The sequence below is a fragment of the Pontibacter sp. GD7 genome, from assembly GCF_058216375.1.
The window spans coordinates 126,983-151,694 of sequence record NZ_JBYZMP010000001.1 but is presented as its reverse complement, the minus strand read 5'-3'; the positions used below and the strand labels follow the sequence as shown (position 1 = coordinate 151,694).

Sequence of the window (24,712 nt, the reverse complement as noted above, 5' to 3'; positions counted from 1 at the left end):
TACAATACCTTTTTGATGATGAAAATACGCTTACTACCTGCTATACTTTTGTTGGTGATGGCTCTTGTGAGACCAGCAGCTGTGCTGGCGCAGGATATGAAGCAAGCAGATAAACACTTTAATAATTTTGAGTTTAGCCTGGCCCTGGAGGCTTACAAAAAGATACTGGACACAGGGGAGCCAAACATTGCCCTGGTGCAGCGCATCGCAGACAGTTACCGCATTCTGAACAACAGCAAAGAAGCGGAGTTCTGGTATGCCCAGGTGGTTAACTTTCCGAATGCAGACCCTACGAATATTTACCTGTACGCCGAGTCGGCGAAGCGAAACGGGAACTACGAAAAGGCAAAACTGCTATTTCAGCAGTATGGCCATAAAGTGCCGGCGCAGGCAGTTATAGCGCAACGCATGGCTGCATCCTGCGACACGGCCATGAAATGGATAGCTTATCCAAAGCCGTTTAAGGTGCAGAAAAACAAAGCGCTTAATTCTGAAGGGGCAGAATTCAGCCCTATCAAAACCAGCGAAGGCCTCTTTTTTGCCTCTGACAGGCTGGATGGCAGCAAACAAACCATGCGCAACAACTGGACAGGCAATGGCTACATACAAATGTACTTTGCCAAAGCCCTCACCGACAGTACCTGGGGAACTCCTGCGCCGCTGCCATCAAGTATAAACACTACATACCACAACGGCCCCGCCGCCTACCACGAGAAATCGCAGACGCTATACTTTACCCGCACGCGTGTGGTAAAGCGCAACGCAACAAAATCAAACCCGGACCCGACCAGTTGGTTTAAAGGCAGCGAAAACAGCACCCATACCAACCGCCATGGCATTTACATAGCAGAGCGCAAAGGCGATAAGTGGGACAACGTGAAACCCTTCAAGTATAACAATACAGACGAGTTTTCTATCGGGCATCCGGCTATCACCCCGGACGGCAAGGTGCTATACTTTGTTTCGGACATGCCCGGCGGATTAGGCGAAACCGACATTTATTACAGCGAGCTACAGCCTGACGGCTCGTGGGGAAACCCAGTTAACGCTGGTAATGTGATCAATACGCCTGGCCGCGAGAGCTTTGCAAGTATAGGCGAGGATGGTAATTTATACTTCTCTTCGGATGGGCACATTGGTATGGGCGGCCTGGATATATTTAAAGCGATAGGCACCCATAAAAAATGGACCAGGGTCGAGAACCTGAAATACCCGCTCAATACCTCTCACGACGACTTCGGGATACAGGTAGACGCAACCGGCAAAACAGGTCTGCTATCTTCGGGGCGTTTGGCAAGCAATGGATTCGACGATATTTTCACGTTTAAGGAAGAACGCCTGCCGTGCACGATCACTGGTAAAACAATTGAGTATGTGGCAGAGCGTGTAAACCGGGGCAAGAAGAAAGAATTAGCAGTTAGTAAGGTTTTGCTACAGATTACAGAGATCGGAAATGAGGCAGCACCAATTGAGGTTCAGTCTGATGCTAACGGTAATTTTACTATACCCGTACGCGCAGGTGGGCAGTATATTATAAAAGGATCAAAGCCGAACTACCTTACGCAAACACTATCAGTTTCTCCGGATTGCCGCTTTGTAACAGATTCGGTAAAGGTGGAGATGGTGTTTAACCGCGACACCCCGAACAAGCCGATCGTGCTCGAAAACATCTACTACGATTTGGATAAACATGATATTAAACCGGAAGCCGCAAAAGAACTGGACAAACTGGTACAGACGCTAAAGGATAACCCGGGCATCCGCATCGAGCTGAGCTCACACACCGACAGCCGCCAAAGCCACCGCTACAACGAAATGCTGTCGCAGCTGAGGGCGCAAAGTGCCGTGGAGTATATCATCTCGAAAGGCATTGCCAGAGAGCGCTTGGTAGCCAAAGGTTACGGCGAAACACAATTGGTAAATAAGTGCAAAGATGGCGTAACCTGCCCTGAAACCCTGCACGCCGAAAACCGCCGAACAGAATTCAAGATTATTGGCAACACAGCCCAGGCAAGGTAAAGCAGAGAAAACAAGATAGGCGCAACATGTTGCGCCTATCTTGTTTCTCATATCTACAATAATTGTTTATTAGAAAAAATGCAGCTCAACTCATAGCGACTTTCAGGCCTGTGGGTATTCCATCTACAGTTTCTCCTCCAGCCACAAAAACCCGCTGCTAAGCACAAACAAGGCAAAAAACCAGATCAGCGAAACAGGCTCTTCTTTATAAGCAACAACATCACTGGCAGGCGATGCATTTTGCTTTGTCACGAAATCCTCTGTAGCTGCCTTGCGTGCGGCTATACTTTCATGCTCCCAGTTAGATGGCTCCTGTACAAAGAAGAAGTATGGTGCTGCATTAGCAGTTTCTACTTTATGCCAACCGCTTTGGCGTGGCCAGAAGGTGCCGTTATACTTTTCAGGTTGATGAATGTGCTGTGCCAGGGGTAAGTTTATACTTGCCGAGTCTGAAAGGCTGGTTAAAGTTGCCGTTGAAAGTGACACGCCTGCTGCCATAGTATAGTCAGTATAGGAAAGTATAACCGGCTTATCCGGCTGGGGCACCTGCGGTTTTTCCACTTGCCAGAACTTCTCCTTTACTTGCTCTTTGGCAATAGCCGACAAAAGCGAGGCCCAATAGCTGGCGTATACTTCATCTTTGCCCTCCAGCTGCCACGGGAAAGTTTGCGGCACAAAACTCATGGCTACTTTGCCCCAGCCAGCCTTTTTGGCTCCGGCTAAAAGGCTGTTGCCCTGTTCTGTTACCAGACCTGTTACGGCTGTTGTGCTGGTTAAAGTATAAGGTGCGGCATTTATACTTGCCCCACTTCCAAACCAATTGGCGCGGGTGCTGCGGGTGTCCTGTTGCGAAAGGCGCTTGCTCTGGAAGCCCGTAAAAAAGCTTGTGCTGCGGTTGTTGGCTGGCTCTGTGGCAATGGTAAGCACACCCAATCCGCCCTCCGTAACGGCACGCTGTAAGGTTGCTCTTTCGCCGGCACTCATACTTTGCAGCGCCTGCGGTTCCGTTATCACCACATCAAAGTTCTGGAGTAGTTTAGGTGTAATCCTGCTGACGTCAGCTTTTGCCATGTTCACCCATTCAGTCTGGTTGATGCCTTTGCTAACGGTGGTGCGGAAGGCTACCTTATGCTGCTGCTCTGCCAAGTGGTTTTTGAGAAACTTAAACTCAAAGGACGGCGCGGAGGCAAGTAAAAGTATACTTAGTTGCTGCTGCGCTGTTACCTGCACCGGCACTTGCCCTAGAGTGTCTACCTTTTCTCCCATTTTGGTTAGTAAAGTATAAACATAACGGCCGGTTTGCTTCGGTGTATAGTTGAGGTTAAAAGTATAAGTGCTGTCGGAGTTGATCTCTACGGAATCGCGGAGCTGGCCTGCAGCGTGCAAGTATAGTTTAGTGTTTTTGCTCTTAGATTTATACTTTCCGGCTACTGTTATTGGTTCGCCTAACTTTATCTCCTGCGGCCACTTAACTGCACGAACTCCTGCTGGCGAATCTGACAGGTGTGGTACAAGTTGAATTCCTTCTAAAGCGTGCAGTTGCTGCTCCTGTAGCCCGTAACCAAACAGGTGCACCGTCTGCAGCCCCGGCTGTTGCTGGCGTAAAGTATAAAGGTTAGTTAGCGTAATAGCGTTATCAGCCTCAGTTTCTAAAGTATAAATTTTGGGTTTTGCCTCCTGCTGTTGTAGCAGCGCTTTTAAGGTATCATGGTTGTAGCCCTCGGTTAAAAGTATGGCAGCACTCGGGTTGATGGCATGCTGTATAGTTGGCGGAAAAACGAGTAAGGTTAAACTGATACCTGCCACCATGCTTGCCACTAAGCGTAGCGCCAGCCGCTGTCGGTTAGGCCTGCGCCATGCCAGCCATAGCAGGAGTAAAGTGATAGGTATTGCGATGAACCAAGTATACATTATTTGTTGCTATTGCTAGTCTCTAAAACTGTGCTTTAAATTTTGTAATGGCGCAAGTCTTCAGACTTGTGTCCTTTTATGATGTTGAGTTTGTAACTCAACTGGCTCGGAGAGCCATAGTTTGTTTTTACTCCTTGCCTCCCGCAACTTGAACCAAGTTATCCCTATTAGTTACTGTTCATCCTCAGTTTTATAAACCTACAGTTCCATCTCAAGCTTTGGTGTGCTCAAGGCCGCAAGGCCTCGCCTTCGGGCATCGCGCTGTGTTCCCTCCTGCGCTGACGCGCTGCCGCATCCGCGGCACCGGATCTCACAAGGCGCTCAACCCAAAGGCTGGGATCGACACTTCTTCGTAAGCGGCTGTTGCAACTGGCAAGCAAGTATAAAATGGTTGTTGCAGAAGTCCCCCTCCTGTTTTTAGGAGGGGCTAGGGGAGGTAATTCCCCTCTTGAGAGGGGCAGGGGTGTGTAAATCGTTCCCCATTAATCTCTACCTCCTAAAACTCTCTAACTCCCTAAAATACTCCCTCGCCAACCTACTCCTAACCGCCTGCTGCGGCTGTGGCGTTTGCGCTGCCGGTGGCAACAGATCAACCCATGCCCGCTCCACAGAAACCAGACACGACCTACACAGCTTCTCCCCACGCTGCATCTCCGAAATCAATGTCCTCAGATCTTGCAGCGCCCTTAAGTTGCTACCGGGCTTGTTTAGCGACTGCTGTGCTAACTCCTGCCCTGCCTTTTCCAGTACAGTTGCGTCTGCCTTTTTATACTTGCCGCTCTGTTTATACTTTGCCAGCCATTGCAGGGCTGCTTTAGTATTCGGCAGCAGCTTCTCGCTTTCAACAGTTCTGCTGTCCGATGGGGCGGTTATTTTATTCAGTTCTCCCGATAACCTAAGTTCTGGCACTTTAAGTGGCGGAGCCTCGAAACCAGTTTTGGCTACATAGGCACGCTGCGATTGCTGCACTTCTTTCAGCATCCGCAGGGCTTTGTACTCGTAAGGCAGCGCGTCTTTGGGTTTGTGCGTGCGCAGGCGCAACTCAGCTTCCCACATCTGGGACAGGGCGCCTTTTAATTTGGCTTTGGTAGCAGGCTCAAAGAACGTGGCTTCGCCTTCCTGGTCGTGCTTGTGCATGTAAGGGGCCAGCAGGGCTTCGGCGCTGTTCTTGTCGGCAAACTCTTCGTTGTCATGGTCGTGGCCATCGTTTTCGTGGTGCTCTTCGCCCTCCGGTATGCCGCCTCCCGGACCGATGCCGCTCTCAAACTCCTCGCCCAGAAATTTTCCGTAGCGCAGGCGAAGCAGCTTTTGATCCACGCCAAGGTTGTTGGAGCGTTCTTCAAACTTAGCGCGGCTTATACTTTTCTCCTCTTTCAGCAGCTTTTCGGTATCAATAATGATCTGGCGCTGGCTTCTGAAATACTCCGGCACCGGGTTCACGCCCATCGACATATCAAAGCTCGACTCCACGATGGCGGTGTCTTCGATCTGCACAAAGTATGTTTCGGAGCGGGTGTAGCCACGGTGGCGGTCCCAGGCCTGCAGGTAAAAGTATAGCTCGTCGCCGTAAGTCATGCCCAGTTTTTGCAGGTCAAGGGTTTGTTTTACCGTGTAGTTTTTGGCGCTGCCGCTTAGGTTTAGTCTGATCTTTTCTTCCCTGAATTTCACAGCCTCGCCGGTTCCTTTTGCCACAGTGGCGATTATATTCGCTTCCCTGATGCCGTAGTCGTCGGTTAGCTGGGCCTGTAGTGTTACGCGCTGCGGCTCTCCAAAAAGCACCTCCGTGTACTGCTCCGGATTCTGAATCTGTATGGTTGGAGCCTCGTCTGGGATGATCTCCAACGTATAAAAAGCCGACTTCTGCCCGTTCAGGTTAATGGTGTAGAGCCCTGCGGTGGCAAAGCTGCGCGACAACGTATAGCTGTTGCCTTCCTCCTTAAAGCTGACAGGCTTTTGCTCGTTCAGTTCCAGTTGCAGCTGTGCCGGTTTGTTTGTGTGGATGCGCCAGGTTACGGTAGCTCCCTCTTCTACGCGTAGGTTAGGGCTTTCGGCGCGGTAGGTGGCTTTGCCGGTATAGGCCGGTGGCTTTACAGCGATTTCGATGTTCTCAATTTTAGCAGCTGTGTCGGCAATGACAGCCGGCGCATCCGGAAACTCCACTTTTATACTTTCAGGCTCGGTTGTGCTGAGGGGAGCCGCCGGCAAGTATAAAATGCCGATAGAAAATAGCAGTGCCAGCCCCAGGAAAGAATAAGTGGCGGTGCTGCGCAGGGTAAATGTTGTTTTCTGCTCCGGATGTAACTGCTCTAAAGCCGCCGATACACGTTGCTGTTGTAGCTTTTGGAGCAGGTTATTAGGCTCGTGTAGCAATAACTCGGTGCTGTCTTCCAACTGCGAGTACTGCCTATTGAGGTGGCGTGCCACCTGTTGCAGATTTGTTCCGGAAACCGATCTCCAGCGAAGTATAAAGTATAAAACGGCCACCAAAAGTATAGCCACGGCGGTAGCAGCCAGCAAAGGCGCCTCAAACCTCCACCTCCAAAGTATAGCCACCCCCACAAGTATAGCCGCCAATGCCTGCAGCGCATACAGCCACAGCTTCGCCTGCACATACTGCCTGCGAATCCGCTGTAAGATATGGATGCTCTCTGGTGTGACCATTTATACTTTGCTGCGCCTGTTGGCGATAAATCTTTCTATCAAAAATAACACAAAGGCCGCCAAAACAAACCACTTCAGCAGCGGCGTTTGCGCGGTTTTGTCTTTGTTAAACGGTGCTGCTGTTACCTGATTTACCGGCACCAACTGGTGCTCGTCTATGGCCCGGTAGTCGTGGGTGGCCTGTGGTTGCGGCAAGAGCAAGGGCAGCAGCAGCTCCGGCAGCTGCGCACTCTGGCCCAGTTCGCTCCAGGCAGGCGAAAACCCGCCCCGGAAAGTATATATCTTGCCCCGGCCATAGTTTTGGAAGTAAAGTATAGGCTCTCCGTTGGCGGTAGTCCATACCTGGTTTTGCTGCTGCGGTTGTGGTTGGCTAAGCTGGTGTATTTTTATAGCTGTGCCGCCCGCTCCTGCTAAGCTGGTGTTTATAGGTTGCGGCTTTTGATTTTGCTGTACCCATACCTGCAAGCCCTGCTTTACCTGCTGATTTATACTTTCCGGCAGTTGTTTATCGCGCAGCCAGAACACCCAGTCAATTGCTGTGGTATCGGCCTTAAGTTGAACAGGCAAACCCGTATAGTTGCCGATGGCCTGCAAAGCTGCTCTTAAGTATCGTACTTCTGCCTGTTGCGTTTTATCAGAAAATATGGCTACCTGTAGTGGCTCCGTCTGTACTTTTACCTTGCTGCTGTTGCCGGAGATGGTGGCCTGCAGCGTGTCCTGCTGGCGTTGCAGTTGCAGTTGTTGGTTGCCGGCTAGGTTTATACTTTGTGCTGATGCGGCAGTTTTATACTTGCTGTAGGTAGTGCCCTCGCGGGAGCTGTGGCCAAGTATGAGCAGCAGGCTGTCGGGTGTGGTCTGGATGGCCGCCTGCAGCCAGTTTATACTTTTGTCGGTAGCAGCCGGAATCCAGCGGATGTGCTGTGGTATTGTTTCTGGGCGGGAGCCTGCAAAATACTGCTGCTGATCCGATGTGAAAAGCCAGATGCTATCCTGCGGGTTTTTATACTTGGCAGCCAGGGCAGACAAAAGGCTCCAGTAGTTATAGTTGGCCGTTACTGTGCTGCCTTGTATGCTGTTGCTGATCTGTTGCCACTTCTCCTGCTCGATCTGTTCCAGGTCTGGCGTGTATTTGTGCAATATATAACCGCGCTGCAGCAACGAATCTATAGTTGGTTTGATGGGTTTTAGTGCAGATGTATACAGCAGTTCTTTGCCAACTACTACAGCTTTGTTGCTTTTCTGTTTCTGTGCCTGATGCACCCACACCGGTTGTGCCAGCGCCACGGCCAGAAGTATAAATATCAGACAGCGCAGCACCAGCAGCCAGAAGTTGTTCAGTTTTATGCTACTCCAACGGTTACTCGCCGAGGCCTCCAGCCAGCGCAAACTTCCCACCTTCACCGTCTTCCCCTGCCGTTTGTTCCACAGGTGAATGGCGATCGGGATAAGTATAGCCGATGCTGCGAAGAGTAAGTATGGTGCTAGAAAGGTCAAGTTTATATTTGTTGGTTATTAGTTGTTAGTTGTTAGTTGTTAGTTTGTGGGGCGATTAACCCACCCCTGCCCCTCCGAGGAGGGGAATATTACCTCCCCCAGCCCCTCCTAAAAACAGGAGGGGAGCACTCGTGGATGACTGTCCCCCTTTGAAGGGGGTAGGGGGATGACAATCGTTCCCAATTCACCTGCTGGCGCGAGTTTGCAACTCGTGCCTACTAATGATGTCGAGTTTGTAACTTGACTGGGCCAGAGGCCCAACTATAGCAGGTCACGAGCGAGGACGCTCGCGCCATGGAAAAGGTGCCATGAATATCTTTTTCATACTTAAAATAACAATCAACAACCATCAATTAACAATTAACAATTCAACCATACAGCAGTCGTTTCTGCAGGAACGTCCTTAGCGCCTTGTCCAAGGGTCCGTCGGTAACAAACCTATCGTAGGCGATGTGGCGGTTGCGCATGTCTTTTTCTATGTCCTGAAGCCACTCCTGTTGCTTGGCTAAGTATGCCTGCCGCTGCGAGGCGCTGCTTACCTGTAGCGTTTGCCCTGTCTCCAGGTCCTCGAAGGTGAGGGTGCCGGTGTAGCTAAACTCCAGTTCATTGCGGCTCATTAGGTGGGCCAGCAGCAGCTCGTGCCCCTGTGCGCCCAATTTGTACAGCAGGTCCTTTATCTCGTGCTCGTGCTCATATAAATCCGACAGGAAAACGGTGAGCTCTTTCTGCCGTCTGTCGGCAAACAGGTTGGCGGCCACCTCCATGCCCGGAAACTTCCCCTGTGGCTTTACTTCGGCCAGCTGGTGCCAGAAGCGCTGCAGGTGCATGTTGTCGGAGCGAGGCGTCAGGTTGATGAGCTGGTTTTCGTGCAGCACATAAAGCCCCACGGCATCGCCCTGCGTGGTGGCCAGGTACGCCAGCGAGGCCACCAGAAACCGCGCGTAATCCATCTTGCTGATGCCGTTCACGTCCTCGTGTGCCATCGAGGCGCTACCATCCAGTATAAACCGCACCGTAATGTTGGTGTCTACCTCAGCCTCGCGGATGTAATAGCGGTCGGAGCGGGCAAACATCTTCCAGTCGAGTTGGCGCAGGTCGTCGCCGGGCTGGTAGCTGCGGTACTGGCTAAACTCCAGCCCCGCCCCGCGCCGCAAACTCTGGTTCTGCCCCGCCAAAAAGCCCTCCACCACCGTTTTAGCCAACAGCGGCAGGTCTTTTATGGTAGCCAGTACCTTCGGGTCGATGAATTTATGGGTGCTCAACTCTGGATCAGGATTTTCAGGATTTATGGATGGACAGGATTATCTGTCATTAGCAAGTATGGTCTTAATTCTTTTATCAATAATGAATTTACTTATTAATACTATTAGGCCAATTAATAAAAAGAGGGTGGTTTTAAATGGCCAAGAATTGTAATCTTCTCCCCAGCCAATTATATAGATAACTGCTGCTAATGCATATGCGAAACCTGTAAACCAGCTATGGTTTATGATTGCTATCATCAAGTTCAGAATAACTACAATCATACTAAAAATGATTATTGATATAAGTATAGCATACACAGAAAAGATTTCTTTGTGATTATCCGCTAATAAGACGAGTTGCAGAAGCCTTGTTAGAAATAAAAGAATAGAATAAGATAGGGCCTGTATAATGCTCATTAAAAAGCCATATACTAAAATTCGTTTTAACATCATTGATTGAGATTGAACTTAGAGAATCAATATTAAAATCCACTTACACTAAACTCTGTCTCAGTTTCAAATCGACTAACTCCGCTTCGATAGCGGCCTCATTAAGTATCACATCCACCCCGCCAACTAACTCTTCGCGCACCTTTAGCATATACTTTTGGGAGTCGGTGTAGAGCACGATGGCGGCGTCGTAGTGGATGGTTTCGTCGAACTCCTGGTTCCAGTCCTGGTAAATCTCCAGCATCAGCACTTGCCCCGACAGCACCTTTATCTCAGAGTACTGCCCCGACTGCAGCAGCTTTTCGCAGCGGAGCGGCATCTTGCTTTCTTCAATGGCAAACTCGTAGTAGGTGGTACTAGAGACGGGCGTAAGTTTATAGTCGGCGCTGATGTTGAGAAAGCTCTGGTCGCCGCGGTTGGTTTTAAAGCCGATGGCGAACTCAGGTGCCCAGTACAGCACTTTACTGCCGGATGCCTCCACTTTTATCGTATCCGTAAAGAAATAGCAGATGCGCTCGCCCAGCACCTTCCGCAGGAGGTTGGTTCCTGTTTCCGTCAGCTTTACAATGTCCGTCTCTTCCATCTGTTTCTGCTTTTGTTTTACAAATAGTACAAGCGAGTCTGGAGACTCGCACCCACTCCACGTCACGGGTCAGATACCCGCGCCAGGTTTTCTCTACTGCTGCTTCGGATTTGCAATCCGGAGCTTTTTTGGTAGCGGATTTGTAATCCGCTTGCTTACTGATAGCTACAGCCCTTGCTACTGCGGATTACAAATCCTTGCAGTACTATACTTTCGGATTGCAAATCCGAAAGAGCATATTAGGCATTTAGCTCCCTCCCCTGTTTTTAGGGGAGGGCCGGGGTGGGGTATCAAACCAATATCTCCTTCGGCAATTTTATACTTTGCAGCAGTTCATCAACCACTCTGTCTGGCGTTATGCGCTCTGCTTCGGCAGCGAAGTTTACCAATATGCGGTGGCGCAGCACGGGGTAGGCCATGGTTGTGATATCCTCTGCGGTTACAGCGAAGCGGCCGTGCAGCAAGGCTCTGGCTTTGGAAGTAAGTATAAGTGCCTGCCCGGCTCTTGGTCCTGCTCCCCAGCGGCAGTACTGTTTTACAAAATCTATGCTGGTACTGTCGGGGCGGGTGGCGCGTACGAGTTGGTTTACAAAGCCCAGTAGCTCATCGCTTATACTTACTTCGCGCACCAGTTGCCGCAGCAGCATTACCTCTTCGCCGCTAAGTATGGGCTGCACTTGTGCCTGGCGCGTGCCGGTGGTGCTGGAAAGTATGTTCAACTCCTCCTGCTCAGTTGGGTATTTTATTTTGATGTAAAGCAGAAAGCGGTCCAGCTGCGCTTCGGGTAGCGGGTAAGTTCCGGCCTGCTCTATTGGGTTTTGCGTGGCCAGCAGGAAGAAGGGCTTTGGCAGGAAGTATGTTTTTCCGGCGTAGGTTACCTCGTGCTCCTGCATGGCCTCCAGCAAGGCGGCCTGCGTTTTGGGCGGTGTGCGGTTTATCTCGTCGGCCAAAACAATGTTCGAGAAAATTGGCCCTTCGTTGAACTTGAAAAAGCGCTTGCCGGTGGCGTGGTCTTCTTCCAGCACCTCGGTGCCGAGGATGTCGGTTGGCATCAGGTCCGGGGTAAACTGGATTCTGCGGAAGCCTAGGTCCATGGCGTTGCTGAGGGTGCGTACCAATAGGGTTTTGGCCAAGCCCGGCACGCCTTCCAGCAAACCGTGTCCGCCGGCCATCATAGTGATTAGTACCTCGTCGAGTACCTCCTCCTGGCCCACGATTACTTTTTGTATCTCCTGCTTTAGCTGTGGGAGCTTGTTTAACAGGTGGTTTATGTCTTGTTCAGTCATTTTATACTTTGACTTGTATTTTTTTATAGTTGACGCTTTCTCATGTTCAACTTGGCTTGTTTCATAGCTCGCCTGTGCGGCGGGCACCTACTTTTTTTCTTGACAAAAAAAGTAGGCAAAAAAGTCAAGACGCTCCAAACTCGCTGAACGCTCGAACAGTGGAGCGTCATTTAGTGCACATGGCCAATGTAGTCTATTTCATTGTTCACGTATAAGTATATTTTTAATCAGCAGCTAAAATTCCCCTCTTGAGAGGGGTGCAGGGGTGTGTTAATCGTACCCGAGAATCCTGTTGATCCTAAAATCCTGCAAATCATGATTCTGACAAATTAACTAGTTAAAGCGTACATGATGATGTTCACACCAAACTTCGTGTTATCCTCGGCCAGCCAACGCTTGTTCCTAAAATCGTAATCCCATTCGCAGCCGTAGTCTTTGTTGCTGTATAGCACGCCAATTCTGCCGTTTATCTCTATCGCCTTCAGGTAGTCGTGCACCAGGTCATCGCCCCAGCCGTTTAGCTCAAAGCTAGTAGTTGGCGGGCCCTCCTCAAACGTGAAGAAGCTGCGGTAGAGCTTGTGGTTGTTTGGGATTTTCTTCAGCGCATTTGCTCCGAAAATCTGCCGCATCTGCTCCTCAAACGATTTGGCAAATAGCCCGTCGATGTCATGGTTGCAGTCGTCTACAAACACGAATCCGCCGTTCTTCACATAGGTTTCAAAGTTCTGCCTCTCCTTCTGGTTAAACTGCACCAGTTTGTGCCCGCTCAGATAGCTGAACGGGTAATTAAACAGCTCCGCGCTTTCCAAAGAGATCACCTTCTCCTGTTCGTTTACCGGTACCGTGGTGTATTGGATAAGCGAGTGCAGCAGGTTGCTCGGCATACGCGGGTCGGTATCCCAGTTGCCGGAGCGGTATTGCAGGCGCACGAAGGTGAAAGGTTGCACTTATAAAATGGATAGTGTTTAAACTAACTGTCATCTCGAACAACGTGAGAGATCTTATTCAAATTCATTTCAGATCTCTCCTGTTGTCGAGATGACAGGAAAATTAATCAGTAACTCAGCAGTTTTTAAACCGCATCCGACAAGCTCGTGAACGTGAAGTCACGGATCTTCATGGGCGGTACCAGGCTGCCGTTTATACGCTGCGGTTTGCCGAGCGCCTCCAGGTTGTTGAGCATAATCACAGGGCTCTCGTTGAAGCGGAAGTTTTTTACCGGGTACATGATCTTTCCGTTTTCGATATAGAAAGTACCGTCGCGGGTAAGTCCTGTATAGAGCAGCGTTTGCGGATCTACGGCGCGGATGTACCACAGGCGCGTAACCAGGATACCGCGCTTGGTGCTCTTGATCATATCTTCTAAAGATTGATTGCCACCTTCCATGATGGTGTTACCCGGAGGCGGAATAGAGGCAGAACCTTTGTTAGAAGCCCAGTAACGGGTGTTGTACAGGTTCTTTACTACGCCCTTGTCTATCCATGTTACCTTCTCTTGCGGACGTCCATCACCTGCGAATGGAGAGGACGGTACATCAGGGTGTGTAGGGTCAGAGTAAACCGTGATGCGCTCATCTACCAGTTTTTCACCGACCTTTGTTTTGCCGCCTGGTTTGCTCAGGAAACTGCGGCCTTCTTCGGCGTTACGCTGGTCCATGTTAAAGAACATATTGCGCAGCAGGTCTATAGAGGCAGCAGGCTCTAGTATAACCGTATACTTACCTGGTTCCAGGGCTTTGGCATTTCGTGAGTTAGCAGCTTTTTCAGCGGCAATCTGAGAGGCTTTGCCTGTATCCAGCTTGCTTACGTCAGCATAATCCTGCGTTACATAGCCAGAACCGGTGCCATCTTCGGTACGCATGGTTACAGAAAAGTCAACAACCGTAGACGGATGATAGGCGAACAAGCCTTTGTTGTTCATTTTGGCCACAAAATTGGTGTAGTGCTCCAGGAAGCCAGCTGCTGTGAGGCCCTTGTCGGCAGCAGCTTTTATACTTTTAGCGGCAGCCTCTGCTCTGTAAGCCGGGTCTATCTTAGCTGTTGAGTCGAAGTGTGCTTTAGTGGTGATGTACTTCTGCGGCCCCAGCAACTCCACATACTCCGGGCTTTCCGGTGCCAGTCGTGCTGTCTCCTCAGAGCGGCGAACGACTTTCTCCAGCGATTTATCGTCGAACTCGTTTATGGTAGCTACGCCGGAACGTTTGCCAAAACGAGATTCTACAGCCATGGTAGTGTTCTCTTCTGCACCACTCGTAGATACCTCGTTACGGGCATAGCGAATGTTGCCGCCATTGTTGCCACTGAGCGTAATCTCACACTCGTCGGCCTTTGAAAAACTCAGCGCTTTCTTTAGTATCGCCTGAGCTTCTTCTCTTGTTAATATTGCCATTTTACTTAATGCTCATTAGAAGGTGAAAGACTAGATTTTTCGCGCTGTGTTGATCACGTTCACACCATTAAAGCGGGTGTGGGCAGAGCCGTGTGATACCGCACTTACCTGGCTTGGCTGACCTTTACCGTCGAAGAACGAGCCGAACAAACGGTAATCGCTTTCGTCGCAGGAGCCGGCGCAGGAGTTCCAGAATTCCTGGGTATTGCTCTGGTACGCTACATCCTCTAATGGGCCAACAATTTTACCGTTCTTTATCTCATGGAAAGTGGTACCGCCAAACTGGAAGTTGTAACGCTGCTGGTCGATAGAGTATGACCCACGGCCGGCAATGTAGATGCCTTTGTCTATACCTGAGATCAACTGATCCACATTCATCTTCTCTTTGCCCGGTGCCAGCGATACGTTTGGCATACGCTGGAACTGCACAGAACTCCAGCTGTCGGCATAGCAGCAGCCGTGCGATTCAGGTTCGTTAATAATGTGTGCCTGATCGCGGATTGCCTGGTAATTAACCAGTATACCGTCCTTGATCAGATCCCATTGCTTGGTTTTCACACCTTCGTCATCCCAGCCTACATAGCCAAGTGAGCCTTTCTGCGTTTTATCGGCGAAGATGTTAACCTTATCAGAGCCATACTTAAAGTTCTTCGACCTCCACTTATCAAGTGTAGCAAAGGAAGTACCGGCATAGTTAGCTTCGTAACCTAACACGCGGTCCAACTCCAGTGGGTGGCCCACCGATTCGTGGATGGTCAGGCCCAGGTGGTTCGGGTCCAGCACCAGGTCATACTTCCCTGCCAGCACAGATTTGGCGGTTAGTTTCTCTTTGGCCTGTTTGGCGGCAAGGGCTGCATCCTCCAGCATGTCGTAGGCATAGCGGTAGCCGTTCAGGCCGGTGCCTTCCGGTCCTTTTATTTTCTCGGATGCCTTCGGGATCATGTACTCATAGCCCATGCCCATTGGTGCGCTAAGCGCCTCGCGGGTTTTAAACTTGCCAGTAGCTTTATCAACAGCCGTTACAGTAAAGTTTGGCCAGATGCGGTGCACATCCTGGTCTATGTAAGAGCCTTCGGTAGAGGCAAAGTATTTCTGCTCGTTTACCTGGAACAGGGCGGAGTTTACGAAGTTGGCCCCGTTGTCCATGGCTGCGGCATTGGCGGCTAGCAACAGGTCAGCTTTCTCGCCTATCGGTACCTCAAAGGCATTTTTCTCGATTGGTGTTTTCCAGGTAACCTCGCCGAAGCCTTTTACAGGAGCCAGTTTTACAGGCTCTTTCTGGAGTTTGGAGTTTGCCTTGGCGATGGCCACGGCCTGCTCTGCCGCTTTTGCCACGCCTTTATCCGTTACATCGGAGGTGGCGGCAAAGCCCCAGGTGCCATTGGCCAGCACGCGCACACCCACGCCGTAAGACTCGGCGTTAACGATGTTCTGCACCTGTTTTTCGCGGGTAAACACATACTGCTGCAGGTATCGGCCAATACGCACATCGGCATAAGAGGCGCCTTTCGATTTAGCCGTGTTCAGGGCCACATCGGCCAGTCTTTTTTTCAGGGCCGTATCCACGGTCTCCAGCAGGCGCTCCGGCGCAACAATATCGCCGAACACCGGAATGCTCGGCAACATCAAGCCGCCAAACCCCAGTGCTGAAAGCTCTAGAAAATTTCGTCTTTTCAAAGTATAGTAAGGTTAGTTAAAGGTTATATAGTTTAGTTCGTAACTAAGTATAATAATAATCGGCCGCATGTCAAAGTATAAACACCCTAAAAAAGCTTAATCCAGCTATTGTCTAGATTAATCGGGGTTAAAGCTATATGAATCAGCGTGGTTGGGTCTGTGCTTTCATACGGCCTGAAAAGGCACAAACGCAAAGGGCGCAGGATTTATGAACCCTGCGCCCTTTGCGTTTATGCTAAAATGCTCTATTAAGCTTCTTTCACTAAACCGGAAAGACCTTCCTCTTTCAAAAGCTCATTAAAAGCTTCTGCTTCTTTTCTGTTCTCGAAACGACCAGCTCTGATGCGGTGCACCTTCTTGCCTCTGGATTCGTCTTCCATCAGCTCAACAGTCAAGGTTTTGTCAAACGCTTTAAGCTTTTCCTTTAATGCGATGGCGTTCTTAAAGCTGGTGTAAGCCCCTGTCTGGATAGTGTAAAATCCTGCGTTCTTAGGGTCGTAATCGCCGGGCAGTTCTAGTACCTCAACTTTTACATTGCCTATTCCCTGACCATGGAAGTCAAGTTTTCTGGCAGCTACCTCCGAAACATCAATGATGCGGTCGCCTACAAAAGGGCCTCTGTCGTTGATGCGCAGAATCACAGACTCATCGTTTTCAAGGTTGGTCACCTTCACTTTTGTACCGAACGGTAGGGTCTTGTGTGCAGCTGTCATGTCGTTCTTGTTGTAACGCTCTCCGCTGCTGGTTTTTCTTCCGTGATACTTACTTCCGTACCACGAAGCTTGTCCTGTCTGGACATCCTGGTTTTGTGCGAATGTTGGTTGGCTAATGCCGATAAAGAAGAAAATTAGAATGGTTAATAGATAGCACTTTCTATTATTAATCATAACTATAATAGTTGGTGAAGCTGCAAATTTACGAAAATTTTTACAAATGAGGCCTTTTACGCAGCTTTTGGAAAAAGGATGTGGGGGGATACAGGTAGGTGTCGCAAAATTGCTATAAGTCAAATTCTGCAAAAATTGCGTTTTAAAGCTAATAGAGGCCTGTTTTTCTTAGCAATAGAGTATATAATATAGACTATAAAAAATAGTAAAAAAAATTTTATAACATAAGGCTGAGTTACCTAAGAAACCAGCCGAATTGGGTAAGTTGGCTGCTGCCCGACATTAGCTTTTATAAGAAACATGTGCTAATATAGTATAGCTAAAATTGAACAGGATATGGACTTTGGAAAGCTTCAGGATATAAGCCGGGTAGACTTTAAGCTACCACCCGACCACCCGGAAACGCTGCCTTTGCTTAACCGGTCTGGTAAGTATAAAAACCCTCAGGTTTATGTCGGGTTGCCGGTATGGGTTAACAAGGCCTGGGTCGGGGGTGTTTATCCGCCAAAAATGCCTGAAAAGGAGTCGCTGTTTTGGTATGGCAAGCAGTTTAATACCATAGAACTGAACAGCACTCACTACCACATCCCCAGCGATACCACCGTGGAGCGTTGGCGTCATGCTGTGCCGCAAGGGTTCAGGTTCTGCCCGAAGTTTCCGCAGCTTATCAGCCACGAGGCGGCATTGCGTAGCACACAGGATGTAACAGCTGCCTTTTGTGCCGCCATTGCCGGTTTCGAGGATAAGCTTGGAGATTCGTTTCTGCAGCTGCCTCCCACCTTCGGGCCACGCCAGTTACACGACCTGGAGGCTTTCCTGGCCTTTATACCTGAAAGTATACCTATTACAGTAGAACTGCGCCATCCCGACTGGTTTACGGACAATGTAGCAAGCCTGGAGTTGTTTGAGGTGCTGGGAAAGTATAAAGCCGGTACAGTTTTGACAGATGTAGCCGGACGCCGGGATGTGCTGCACATGCGCCTTACCACGCCCTCAGCTATGATTCGGTTTGTTGGCAATGGCCTGCACCCTACGGATTATACACGCATAGATGAGTGGGTACAGCGCCTGAAAGTATGGTTTGACAACGGATTGCAGCAGCTATACTTTTTCGTGCACGAGCCGGATAACACGCTTGCCCCAGAGCTAGGGACCTACTTGGCGCAACAGCTTAACAAAGTATGTGGCCTCAATTTGAAAGTGCCGAAGAAGTTTGTACAGCCGATACAGGGGGAGTTGTTTTAGGTAGCTTGTTGCAATATAGAGTTAAACTACTTAGCTCCAAACGATCGTTTTGGCTAGTAAAGTGGAGGGGAATTTTGCTCGTGCATGTAATTCCCCCCTGGGAGAGGTAAAATTCCCCTCTTGAGAGGGGAGTTTAGCAATACCGGATCAAACCACCCCCAACCCCCTCCTTGTCAAAGGCGGGGAATTTTTTGCCATTACCAATTATATTTCCTCTCCAGTTGTAACAGCCGCTAATGAAGTAGTGACGATCCCAGGCTTGAGCTCACCAAGACCAACTGAAACGATAAGCAAAGGCTGGGAAGTGAAACCAGAAGTACAAAAGCGATTTAAATCAATTGTTCGTAACCCGCACTGCTACAAAGTGTAGAAACTGAAAGAGGCTAGCCAAATCGGCTAGCCTCTTTCCTCTATCAAAGTATAAATTTATACTTACAGCTTAAAAGCGTCGTCGCTTAAATTCTTGTTAACCTCAATATTCTTCACCTCAGCCTTAATTATTTGTGGGCCAATAGCTGTCTCAACAGTATACGGGAACATGATGCCGTTCACTTCTTTGTAATCGCTAAAGGATTTGGTTTGGGTGATCACTCCTTGCGGACCCTGCAGGCTGTTCACTTCTTTCAGGCGAAGGCCGCTGTCTTTGGCAAAGTAGTGCAGCGATTTCTGACCGTTTGGCATCATAACCTCCACTGCATACGCATCTTTGCCATCTACTTTCTCCATACCGGTAACCTTAGTTTTGATGCCTAGCTTGTCGTACTGTAAAGATGGGAACAGGCTGGCTTCCAGCTTCTGTGTTTTAAGCTCTTCTGCAGTCAGGTCTTTGCTGATGCCCTGCATCGGTGCCTCCAGCTTTCCTTTTTCGCCGTTGATGATCACACGCTGCATCGGGCTGTTGTTCATCAGTACTTGTGTGGCAAACTTGTCGTTTCCTTTCTGCTGTTGTACAATCGTTAGCTGCATGCCCTGGATGGTGGCATTGCTGGTAACCGTTACATCCTTCATCTTTTCGATGTTTGCTTTGCCGCCAACAGCCTTGATGTAGTTGTTCAGGACAGTTTCGGCAGTAAGGCCTGCCGGCACGCCCATGGCTGCACGGTCCACTACCTCGCCGGTTGGAGTATAGTAGTCGATCTTACCGTCTTTGTCGAATTTTTGCAGTTTATCGGCTACCTCGCCTGCGTTGCCTACTGCCAGGATATACATTTTGTCCGGCTGAATATACTTCTGAGCCACGCGCTGCACGTCTTCTGCAGTTACAGCTTCCACCTTTTTAAGGTAGTTGGCATAGTAATCCTGCGGTAATCCGTAACGGGCAATGTTGATGGCATAAACTGCTACTGTTGCAGGGTTTTCCAGGCCACGGCCAAAGCTGCCCATCATGTATGCCTTAGCATCGCGCAGTTCTTCGTTGGTTACGCGCTGGCTGCGCATTTTATTCAGTTCGTTCATAAACTCCACCACAGCACTGTCGGTTACGGCGTTGCGCACACTGGCATTGGCACTAAAACGGCCCATAATTTCGTCGTTTGTGATGCCTGAATACGCGCCGTAAGTATAGCCATGTGTTTCGCGCAAGTTCTTAAACAGGCGTGCGTCCATGCCGCCACCCAAAATGTTGTTCATCAAAGAGGCTGCTACTGCATCTTCTGCACCCGGCTTCAGATCAGCAGGGTTGGTAAGCATCAGTACACTCTGCACCGAGCTTGGTCGGTCTACCATTACTACCTGCGTTTGTGCCGGCTGAGCAGGTAACTCATACTTCACCTTCTTTACTTCACCCTTCTGCCATTTGCTGAAAGCTTTATTCAGTTGCTTTTTCGCTTCTTTTGGCGTTATGTCTCCTACTACTGCCAGGTAAGCTATGTTTGGTTTGTAGTATGTGTTATAATAGTTCTGAACGTCCTGCAGTGTAATATTGTCAACGGTCTGCTCTGTGGTAATCTCTCCGTATGGGTGGTCTTTACCGAAAAGCACCAGGTTGCGTGTGCGGCTGGCAATAGCATCCGGGTTGTCCTTCGACTGTGCCAGGTTGGCCTTCATCTGCTTTTTGATCTTGTCCAGCTCCTCCTGCGTGAACTTAGGGTTTAGCAGCGCATCTGCTGTCAGGTCTAAGAGGGTTGGCAGGTGCTTCGTAAGCGAAGAGGCATTAAAGCCAGTAGAAGAAAACGAAAGCTTGGCTCCGATAAAATCTACCTGCTCATCAAACTGGTCTTTGGTACGGTTGGTAGTGCCGGTACGCATCATCTGGCCAGCGGCCTGCACATACCCTGCTTTATCGCCTTCCAGCACCGGGTCACGGTCTAATACCAATGACATGGACACTACAGGTTGCTTGTGGTTTTCAACTACGTATACTTTCAGGCCGTTCTTAAGCGTGAAATGCTTGTATTCGCCAAGCTCTATTTTAGGCGCAGGGCCTGGTGGCGGAGGCGTTTGTCTTGTCTGGGCAGGGGCCACATAAACAAATGCCAGCGCCAGGAAAGCGGTACTTATATATTTTTTTATCATGATTGCTATTTTAAAAAGGGACATAAGTAGCAAGACACAAGACACAAGACTTTAACTTGCTACTGACTCTATAGTTTATCTAATTAAATCTTGTGTCTGAAGTCTTGCGTCTAACGTCTATTTTGGCTGAGCTGATTTTGGAAGGTAGTGTAGTACCACACGGTTATTCTTTGTCAGGTACTCGTTTGCTACCCGCTTGATATCCTCTTTGGCCACGTCCATGTAGCGTTGCAGTTCTGTGTTGATCAGGTTTGCGTCGCCGTAGTATACATGGTAGTCCGCCAGGCTTTCGGCGCGGCCGGCCACAGTGCTGTTCTGCTGTATAAAATCGCTCTCTACCTGGTTGCGCAGCTTCTGAAACTCACGGTCAGACAAGGTCTCCGTTTTAACTTTCTCGATCTCGGCTAGCATCGCTTTCTCCAGGTCATCAACCTCTACGCCCATATTGGCAATGGCAAATGTCAGGAACAGGCCCGGATCTTCAGTCGGGAAAGGGATAGATGCCGCTGCTACAGCTTTCTGCTGCTTATCAACCAGCGCTTTTGGCAGGCGGGCACTCTCGCCACCTGATAGCAAAGTCGTCAGCATGGACAAAGCATAGTAGTCTTTGGTGCCCTGTGCAGGGATATGGTAAGCCTGGATAACCGCTGGCAGTTGTATGTTGTCGTAAACAGTTTTGCGGCGCTCTTCGGTTTGCTTTGGCTCTACAATGTTAGGGCGTGGTATTTCTTTCGTGCCCTTTGGGATAGGCGCAAAGTACTTCTCTATCATCTTCTTAGTGGCCTCAATGTCTATGTCGCCGGCTATGGAAAGTGTGGCGTTGTTTGGCACATAAAAGGTCTTGTAAAAGTCGCGGAACTCTTCAATGCTAGCTGCATTCAGGTCTTTGAAGGAACCGATCGGCATTGTTTTGTACGGGTGCTTAGTATAAGCCAGTGAAAACACGTTCTCGCCCATAGAGCCATACGGCTGGTTATCGATACGCTCGCGTTTCTCCTCCTGCACTACCTTGCGCTGCGTTTCAACGCCGGTTTCATCTATTTTGGCATGCTTCATACGCTCGGCTTCCAGCCAAAGGCCCAACTCCAGTTGGTTAGACGGAAGCAGCTCGTAATAGTAAGTGCGGTCGAAGGAAGTGTTGGCGTTTAGCGCGCCGCCAGCCTTCTGAACAAGTGAGCTGTATTGCCCGCGGTCAATGTTCTCTGTGCCCTCGAACATCAGGTGTTCAAAGAAGTGGGCAAAGCCGGAGCGGCCTTCCAACTCGTTTTTAGAGCCTACATGGTAAAGCACCGATACTGCCACATTAGGAGTAGACTTGTCCTGGTGCAGGATCACGTGCAGGCCGTTTGGCAGGGTGTACTCTGTAAACTCGATCTTGTTGCCCTTTGTCTGCGCTACTGCCGCCAGGCAGGAGAAGCACCACAAAAGGCACAGAAATAACTTTCGTTTCATGTTTTGATATTTAATTAAAGAGAATACTGAAAATGGATTTCACCATTGTTGAGTAAAGAACAATAGTGTTAAAATTAACTTAATTTAAGCGAAGATGCCAGCCGGAAAGGGTGTGCGACCTGTTTGATTCTGCGAAATTGGGGGCTATGCAGATGAAACCGGCTATTTTGTAGACTAAAAACAATTGTGCATAACACCGTGCGTATGTACTGCGAACACAGTACAGGATGTTATGCAGAAGGCTTGCCGAGATAAGTGGTTTAATACATCTTTGGGAGCTCTATACCTTTTATTTTGCGGTACAAGCCCAAAGCTGCCTGGTCGGTGAGGCTGGTTACAAAGTCTGTTATATGGATGATGCGCTCATAGTCCGAGGCTGTATCGGGCAGGTCCAGGTAATGTGGCGGTATCAGGGCGGCAAGCTTGCGGTGGTGTTTCGAGTTTTTTTCGAAAACGGCTTTAATGCCGGCATCCAGTAAGCCTCCCAGCACCTCAAAACCGGCTGCCTCAATCTCAAGCACAGGACGGTTCTGGTAGATCAGTTTAATAGACAGTTTCTTTATCTCATCCAGCACTGGTTTGCAGGCCAGCTCATTAATAAGCGGTTTGTCATAAGTGCCGTCCAGGATGCCCTGCTCATGCTTCAGGAAAATAGCCGTGGTCTCTTCGATCAGTTTGCCGATGATGCGGGCACGCAGGTAGCCGATCTCTTCTTTCCAGTCGTAGAAAGTAAGGGTGGATTTACGGTTTGGGTCGAGGTTCAGGATCTGGCGCAGCAAGCTCATGCCCTGCTCCTGTGGTACCAAGCCCAGTTTTAACCCGTCTTCAAAGTCGATGATACGGTAACAAATATCGTCGGCGGCTTCTACAAGGAAAGCCAGCGGGTGCCGGTGGTAAAACACTTCATCTCCCTCGCCTTTTTTTAACAGACCCAACTCTCTGGCAATGTTGTTAAACCAGTCTTTCTCTGTCTGGAAGAAGCCATACTTTTTCTCGCTGGTGTTGCTGGTGCCTTTTAGCCTGGGTAGCGATTCTTTGGGATACTTGGTAAAGGTGGCCAGCGTAGTATAGGTAAGGCTCAGGCCGCCCTGCATGTTGCAGTGGCTCGGGTAAGTATACGTAAGCACCCTGAAGCCAGCGGCGTTGCCCTCGTAGTGCATCAGGTCGGCTTTTTGTGCATCGGTCAGGTTGGCCAGGTATGGCTTTGCTGTCTCACTCTCAAAGTATGAAGAGATGGCATCTTCGCCGGAGTGTCCAAAAGGCGGATTGCCGATGTCGTGTGCCAGGCAGGCTGCGGCCACAACATCCCCGAAATCGGCTTCCTGTATGTTCTTTTCCTCTGCCAGTTCGGGGTAGCGCTCCAGTATACTTTTACCCACAATGCGCCCCAGCGAGCGTCCTACCACCGAGGCCTCCAGGCTGTGTGTAAGGCGTGTGTGCACAAAATCGCTTTCAGGCATCGGCATCACCTGTGTCTTGTTCTGCAGCCTCCTGAACGCCGAAGAAAACACGATCCGGTCATAGTCGCGCTGAAACTCGCCCCGCACAGATTCGTCTGAGGCATACCTCGCGTCTGTGGTCTCAAACCTTTTTTTTGAGATCAGTCTGGCCCAGGTGGTGGTTGTGGCGGTTAAGGTCATAGTATGAGCTAATGGGTAAAGGCTAGGTTAAAAGTACGCTTACGAACACAGTGCCCAGGAAAAAAACAGACAACGTAATCAGGTAAGCAAACCCGATAGGGAGTAAACTAACAAATGTGCGTAGGTAAGACTGTTTATAAACCCGGTGCAGGGCCAGGTATAAATATAAAATCATGATCAGGAAAACCACCCACTCAAAATCCACAGAAGGGAGCAGCTCGCCGAGCAGCATGGCAGCTATCAGCAGAATAAAATAGAATGTGTGCAGGTGTATCGCAAACATCAGGTGCTCTACATAGTTTCGTTGCTGCTTGCGGTAGTACAAGTATAACACGAAGGCGAAAAAGGGCATCAGCAGGAACATCATGAACGACAGGTTCTTGAAAAGCTTCTGTTTGGAGGTTTCGCCGGAGCTGGAAAACTTCTTGAACTTTTCGGAAAACTCAGAGGCAAACTCGCTGTCTCCCAAGACTGGCTGTATCGGTTTCAGCTGCTTTAGTTCTTCCCGGACTGCCTCTGCCTGGGCAATGCTTGCAGAGTCTGTTTCTGACACGCCTGCCGTAACAACAGGTAAAACGTTATTGCCTCCCTCTGGGCTAACACTGCCTTGTAATTGCACCTTTGAGTCGGAGGTAACGGCCAACACGAAGAAGAAAATCAAACTGACAAACACATATAACCTGAATGGCGGAACATAAGATGCACGTTGCCCAACATTGAATTTCTCGGTAAGAGAACCGGGCTTAAGTATGAGGTATTTAAGCGTATGCCATGCTTTTGTGTCGAAGTGCATGGTGCCTTCAAAGAACTCGGCGATCAGGTGCTTGACCGGTACGTTGAGGTCATGGTTTTCTTGTCCGCAGTTGGGGCAAAAGTTGTTAACTTCCTCAAAAACATACCCACAGTTAGGGCACTGTGTGAACTTACGACGTCTTTTGGCCATGTTAAGTTTGTGGTATTGGCGATGCTATACTATTTCAAATATAGGTTTATGCTTGCAATAAAGCCAATTGTGCAACAGGTTACTGCGCAAAAACCATTTACGCCTGTAAAAAAATGCTTAAAATATATTTTGCCAGATGTTACAAAACCACAACGAAAATTTGATGTAAAAGTGACTTGATGAATAGTATTGCAGGTTTTGTGTAGGTGGAGCCATGCTTTTTAGGCGATTTTGCATGTTACAAAACAGCTAAAAAAGGTATTGTTTTGGTGTTCTAATCCCCTGATATTTGTGGCATAATCCGTCCTTTCCAAGCT

17 protein-coding genes are annotated in these 24,712 nt (G+C 49.3%); 2 read left to right on the top strand and 15 right to left on the bottom strand.

Annotation, left to right across the window (positions count from 1 at the left end; genetic code table 11):
- Positions 1-15 precede the first annotated feature (15 nt).
- Positions 16-2,019: an OmpA family protein gene (locus tag AC4BAP_RS00630; RefSeq protein ID WP_490580674.1), complete on the top strand. Its 2,004-nt coding sequence runs from the start codon at positions 16-18 to the stop codon at positions 2,017-2,019.
- A gap of 123 nt (positions 2,020-2,142) precedes the next feature.
- Here the strand turns inward: AC4BAP_RS00630 and AC4BAP_RS00625 are convergent, their stop codons facing one another.
- The 11 genes from AC4BAP_RS00625 to AC4BAP_RS00575 form a co-directional block, all read right to left on the bottom strand.
- On the bottom strand, positions 2,143-3,930 hold the full coding sequence (locus AC4BAP_RS00625) for a hypothetical protein (RefSeq protein WP_490580673.1): 1,788 nt from the start codon (positions 3,928-3,930) through the stop codon (positions 2,143-2,145).
- Between the two features lie 489 nt (positions 3,931-4,419).
- A complete protein-coding gene (locus tag AC4BAP_RS00620; RefSeq protein ID WP_490580672.1) occupies positions 4,420-6,591 on the bottom strand; it encodes a hypothetical protein in 2,172 nt (723 codons plus the stop codon).
- Positions 6,592-8,085, bottom strand: coding sequence for a BatA domain-containing protein (locus AC4BAP_RS00615; RefSeq protein WP_490580671.1), 1,494 nt, complete (start codon positions 8,083-8,085; stop codon positions 6,592-6,594).
- Positions 8,086-8,453: 368 nt separating this feature from the next.
- Positions 8,454-9,347, bottom strand: coding sequence for a DUF58 domain-containing protein (locus AC4BAP_RS00610; RefSeq protein WP_490580670.1), 894 nt, complete (start codon positions 9,345-9,347; stop codon positions 8,454-8,456).
- 39 nt (positions 9,348-9,386) lie between these two features.
- The gene (locus tag AC4BAP_RS00605) at positions 9,387-9,611 is read right to left on the bottom strand and encodes a hypothetical protein (RefSeq protein WP_490580669.1); all 225 of its coding nucleotides are present in this window, start codon (positions 9,609-9,611) and stop codon (positions 9,387-9,389) included.
- Between the two features lie 211 nt (positions 9,612-9,822).
- The gene (locus AC4BAP_RS00600; RefSeq protein WP_490580668.1) at positions 9,823-10,362 is read right to left on the bottom strand and encodes a hypothetical protein; all 540 of its coding nucleotides are present in this window, start codon (positions 10,360-10,362) and stop codon (positions 9,823-9,825) included.
- Positions 10,363-10,652: 290 nt separating this feature from the next.
- Positions 10,653-11,648: an AAA family ATPase gene (locus AC4BAP_RS00595; protein WP_490580667.1), complete on the bottom strand. Its 996-nt coding sequence runs from the start codon at positions 11,646-11,648 to the stop codon at positions 10,653-10,655.
- Positions 11,649-11,977: 329 nt separating this feature from the next.
- Positions 11,978-12,595: a DUF4159 domain-containing protein gene (locus tag AC4BAP_RS00590; protein WP_490580666.1), complete on the bottom strand. Its 618-nt coding sequence runs from the start codon at positions 12,593-12,595 to the stop codon at positions 11,978-11,980.
- 125 nt (positions 12,596-12,720) lie between these two features.
- Positions 12,721-14,037 carry a TldD/PmbA family protein gene (locus AC4BAP_RS00585; RefSeq protein WP_490580665.1) on the bottom strand — a complete coding sequence of 439 codons (1,317 nt, stop codon included), beginning with the start codon at positions 14,035-14,037 and terminating at the stop codon, positions 12,721-12,723.
- Positions 14,038-14,067: 30 nt separating this feature from the next.
- On the bottom strand, positions 14,068-15,714 hold the full coding sequence (locus tag AC4BAP_RS00580) for a TldD/PmbA family protein (protein ID WP_490580664.1): 1,647 nt from the start codon (positions 15,712-15,714) through the stop codon (positions 14,068-14,070).
- Positions 15,715-15,962: 248 nt separating this feature from the next.
- Positions 15,963-16,601: a septal ring lytic transglycosylase RlpA family protein gene (locus tag AC4BAP_RS00575; RefSeq protein WP_490580663.1), complete on the bottom strand. Its 639-nt coding sequence runs from the start codon at positions 16,599-16,601 to the stop codon at positions 15,963-15,965.
- 336 nt (positions 16,602-16,937) lie between these two features.
- Here AC4BAP_RS00575 and AC4BAP_RS00570 point away from each other — a divergent pair, with 336 nt between their 5' ends.
- Positions 16,938-17,846 (top strand): DUF72 domain-containing protein, encoded by a 909-nt coding sequence (locus tag AC4BAP_RS00570; protein WP_490580662.1) that lies wholly within the window; start codon positions 16,938-16,940, stop codon positions 17,844-17,846.
- 432 nt (positions 17,847-18,278) lie between these two features.
- Here AC4BAP_RS00570 and AC4BAP_RS00565 read toward each other — a convergent pair whose 3' ends face one another.
- The 4 genes from AC4BAP_RS00565 to AC4BAP_RS00550 all read right to left on the bottom strand — a co-directional run bounded on the left by AC4BAP_RS00565 (position 18,279) and on the right by AC4BAP_RS00550 (position 24,395).
- Entirely contained in the window at positions 18,279-20,360 is a 2,082-nt protein-coding gene (locus AC4BAP_RS00565) for a M16 family metallopeptidase (RefSeq protein WP_490580661.1), read from the bottom strand.
- Between the two features lie 117 nt (positions 20,361-20,477).
- Positions 20,478-21,812, bottom strand: a complete 1,335-nt coding sequence (locus AC4BAP_RS00560; RefSeq protein ID WP_490580660.1) for a M16 family metallopeptidase — start codon at positions 21,810-21,812, stop codon at positions 20,478-20,480.
- A gap of 260 nt (positions 21,813-22,072) precedes the next feature.
- The gene (gene dgt, locus AC4BAP_RS00555; protein WP_490580659.1) at positions 22,073-23,452 is read right to left on the bottom strand and encodes a dGTP triphosphohydrolase; all 1,380 of its coding nucleotides are present in this window, start codon (positions 23,450-23,452) and stop codon (positions 22,073-22,075) included.
- Positions 23,453-23,474: 22 nt separating this feature from the next.
- Positions 23,475-24,395, bottom strand: a complete 921-nt coding sequence (locus tag AC4BAP_RS00550) for a DUF3667 domain-containing protein (RefSeq protein ID WP_490580658.1) — start codon at positions 24,393-24,395, stop codon at positions 23,475-23,477.
- Between the last annotated feature and the right edge of the window lie 317 nt (positions 24,396-24,712).

Bases quoted from the DNA above. Each gene is read 5' to 3' on its own strand.
- dgt (WP_490580659.1), bottom strand. From the start codon at position 23,452: ATGACCTTAACCGCCACAACCACCACCTGGGCCAGACTGATCTCAAAA.
- AC4BAP_RS00575 (WP_490580663.1), bottom strand. From the start codon at position 16,601: ATGATTAATAATAGAAAGTGCTATCTATTAACCATTCTAATTTTCTTC.
- AC4BAP_RS00625 (WP_490580673.1), bottom strand. From the start codon at position 3,930: ATGTATACTTGGTTCATCGCAATACCTATCACTTTACTCCTGCTATGG.
- AC4BAP_RS00560 (WP_490580660.1), bottom strand. From the start codon at position 21,812: ATGAAACGAAAGTTATTTCTGTGCCTTTTGTGGTGCTTCTCCTGCCTG.
- AC4BAP_RS00620 (WP_490580672.1), bottom strand. From the start codon at position 6,591: ATGGTCACACCAGAGAGCATCCATATCTTACAGCGGATTCGCAGGCAG.
- AC4BAP_RS00570 (WP_490580662.1), top strand. From the start codon at position 16,938: ATGGACTTTGGAAAGCTTCAGGATATAAGCCGGGTAGACTTTAAGCTA.
- AC4BAP_RS00595 (WP_490580667.1), bottom strand. From the start codon at position 11,648: ATGACTGAACAAGACATAAACCACCTGTTAAACAAGCTCCCACAGCTA.
- AC4BAP_RS00585 (WP_490580665.1), bottom strand. From the start codon at position 14,037: ATGGCAATATTAACAAGAGAAGAAGCTCAGGCGATACTAAAGAAAGCG.
- AC4BAP_RS00600 (WP_490580668.1), bottom strand. From the start codon at position 10,362: ATGGAAGAGACGGACATTGTAAAGCTGACGGAAACAGGAACCAACCTC.
- AC4BAP_RS00605 (WP_490580669.1), bottom strand. From the start codon at position 9,611: ATGATTGTAGTTATTCTGAACTTGATGATAGCAATCATAAACCATAGC.
- AC4BAP_RS00565 (WP_490580661.1), bottom strand. From the start codon at position 20,360: ATGATAAAAAAATATATAAGTACCGCTTTCCTGGCGCTGGCATTTGTT.
- AC4BAP_RS00550 (WP_490580658.1), bottom strand. From the start codon at position 24,395: ATGGCCAAAAGACGTCGTAAGTTCACACAGTGCCCTAACTGTGGGTAT.
- AC4BAP_RS00630 (WP_490580674.1), top strand. From the start codon at position 16: ATGATGAAAATACGCTTACTACCTGCTATACTTTTGTTGGTGATGGCT.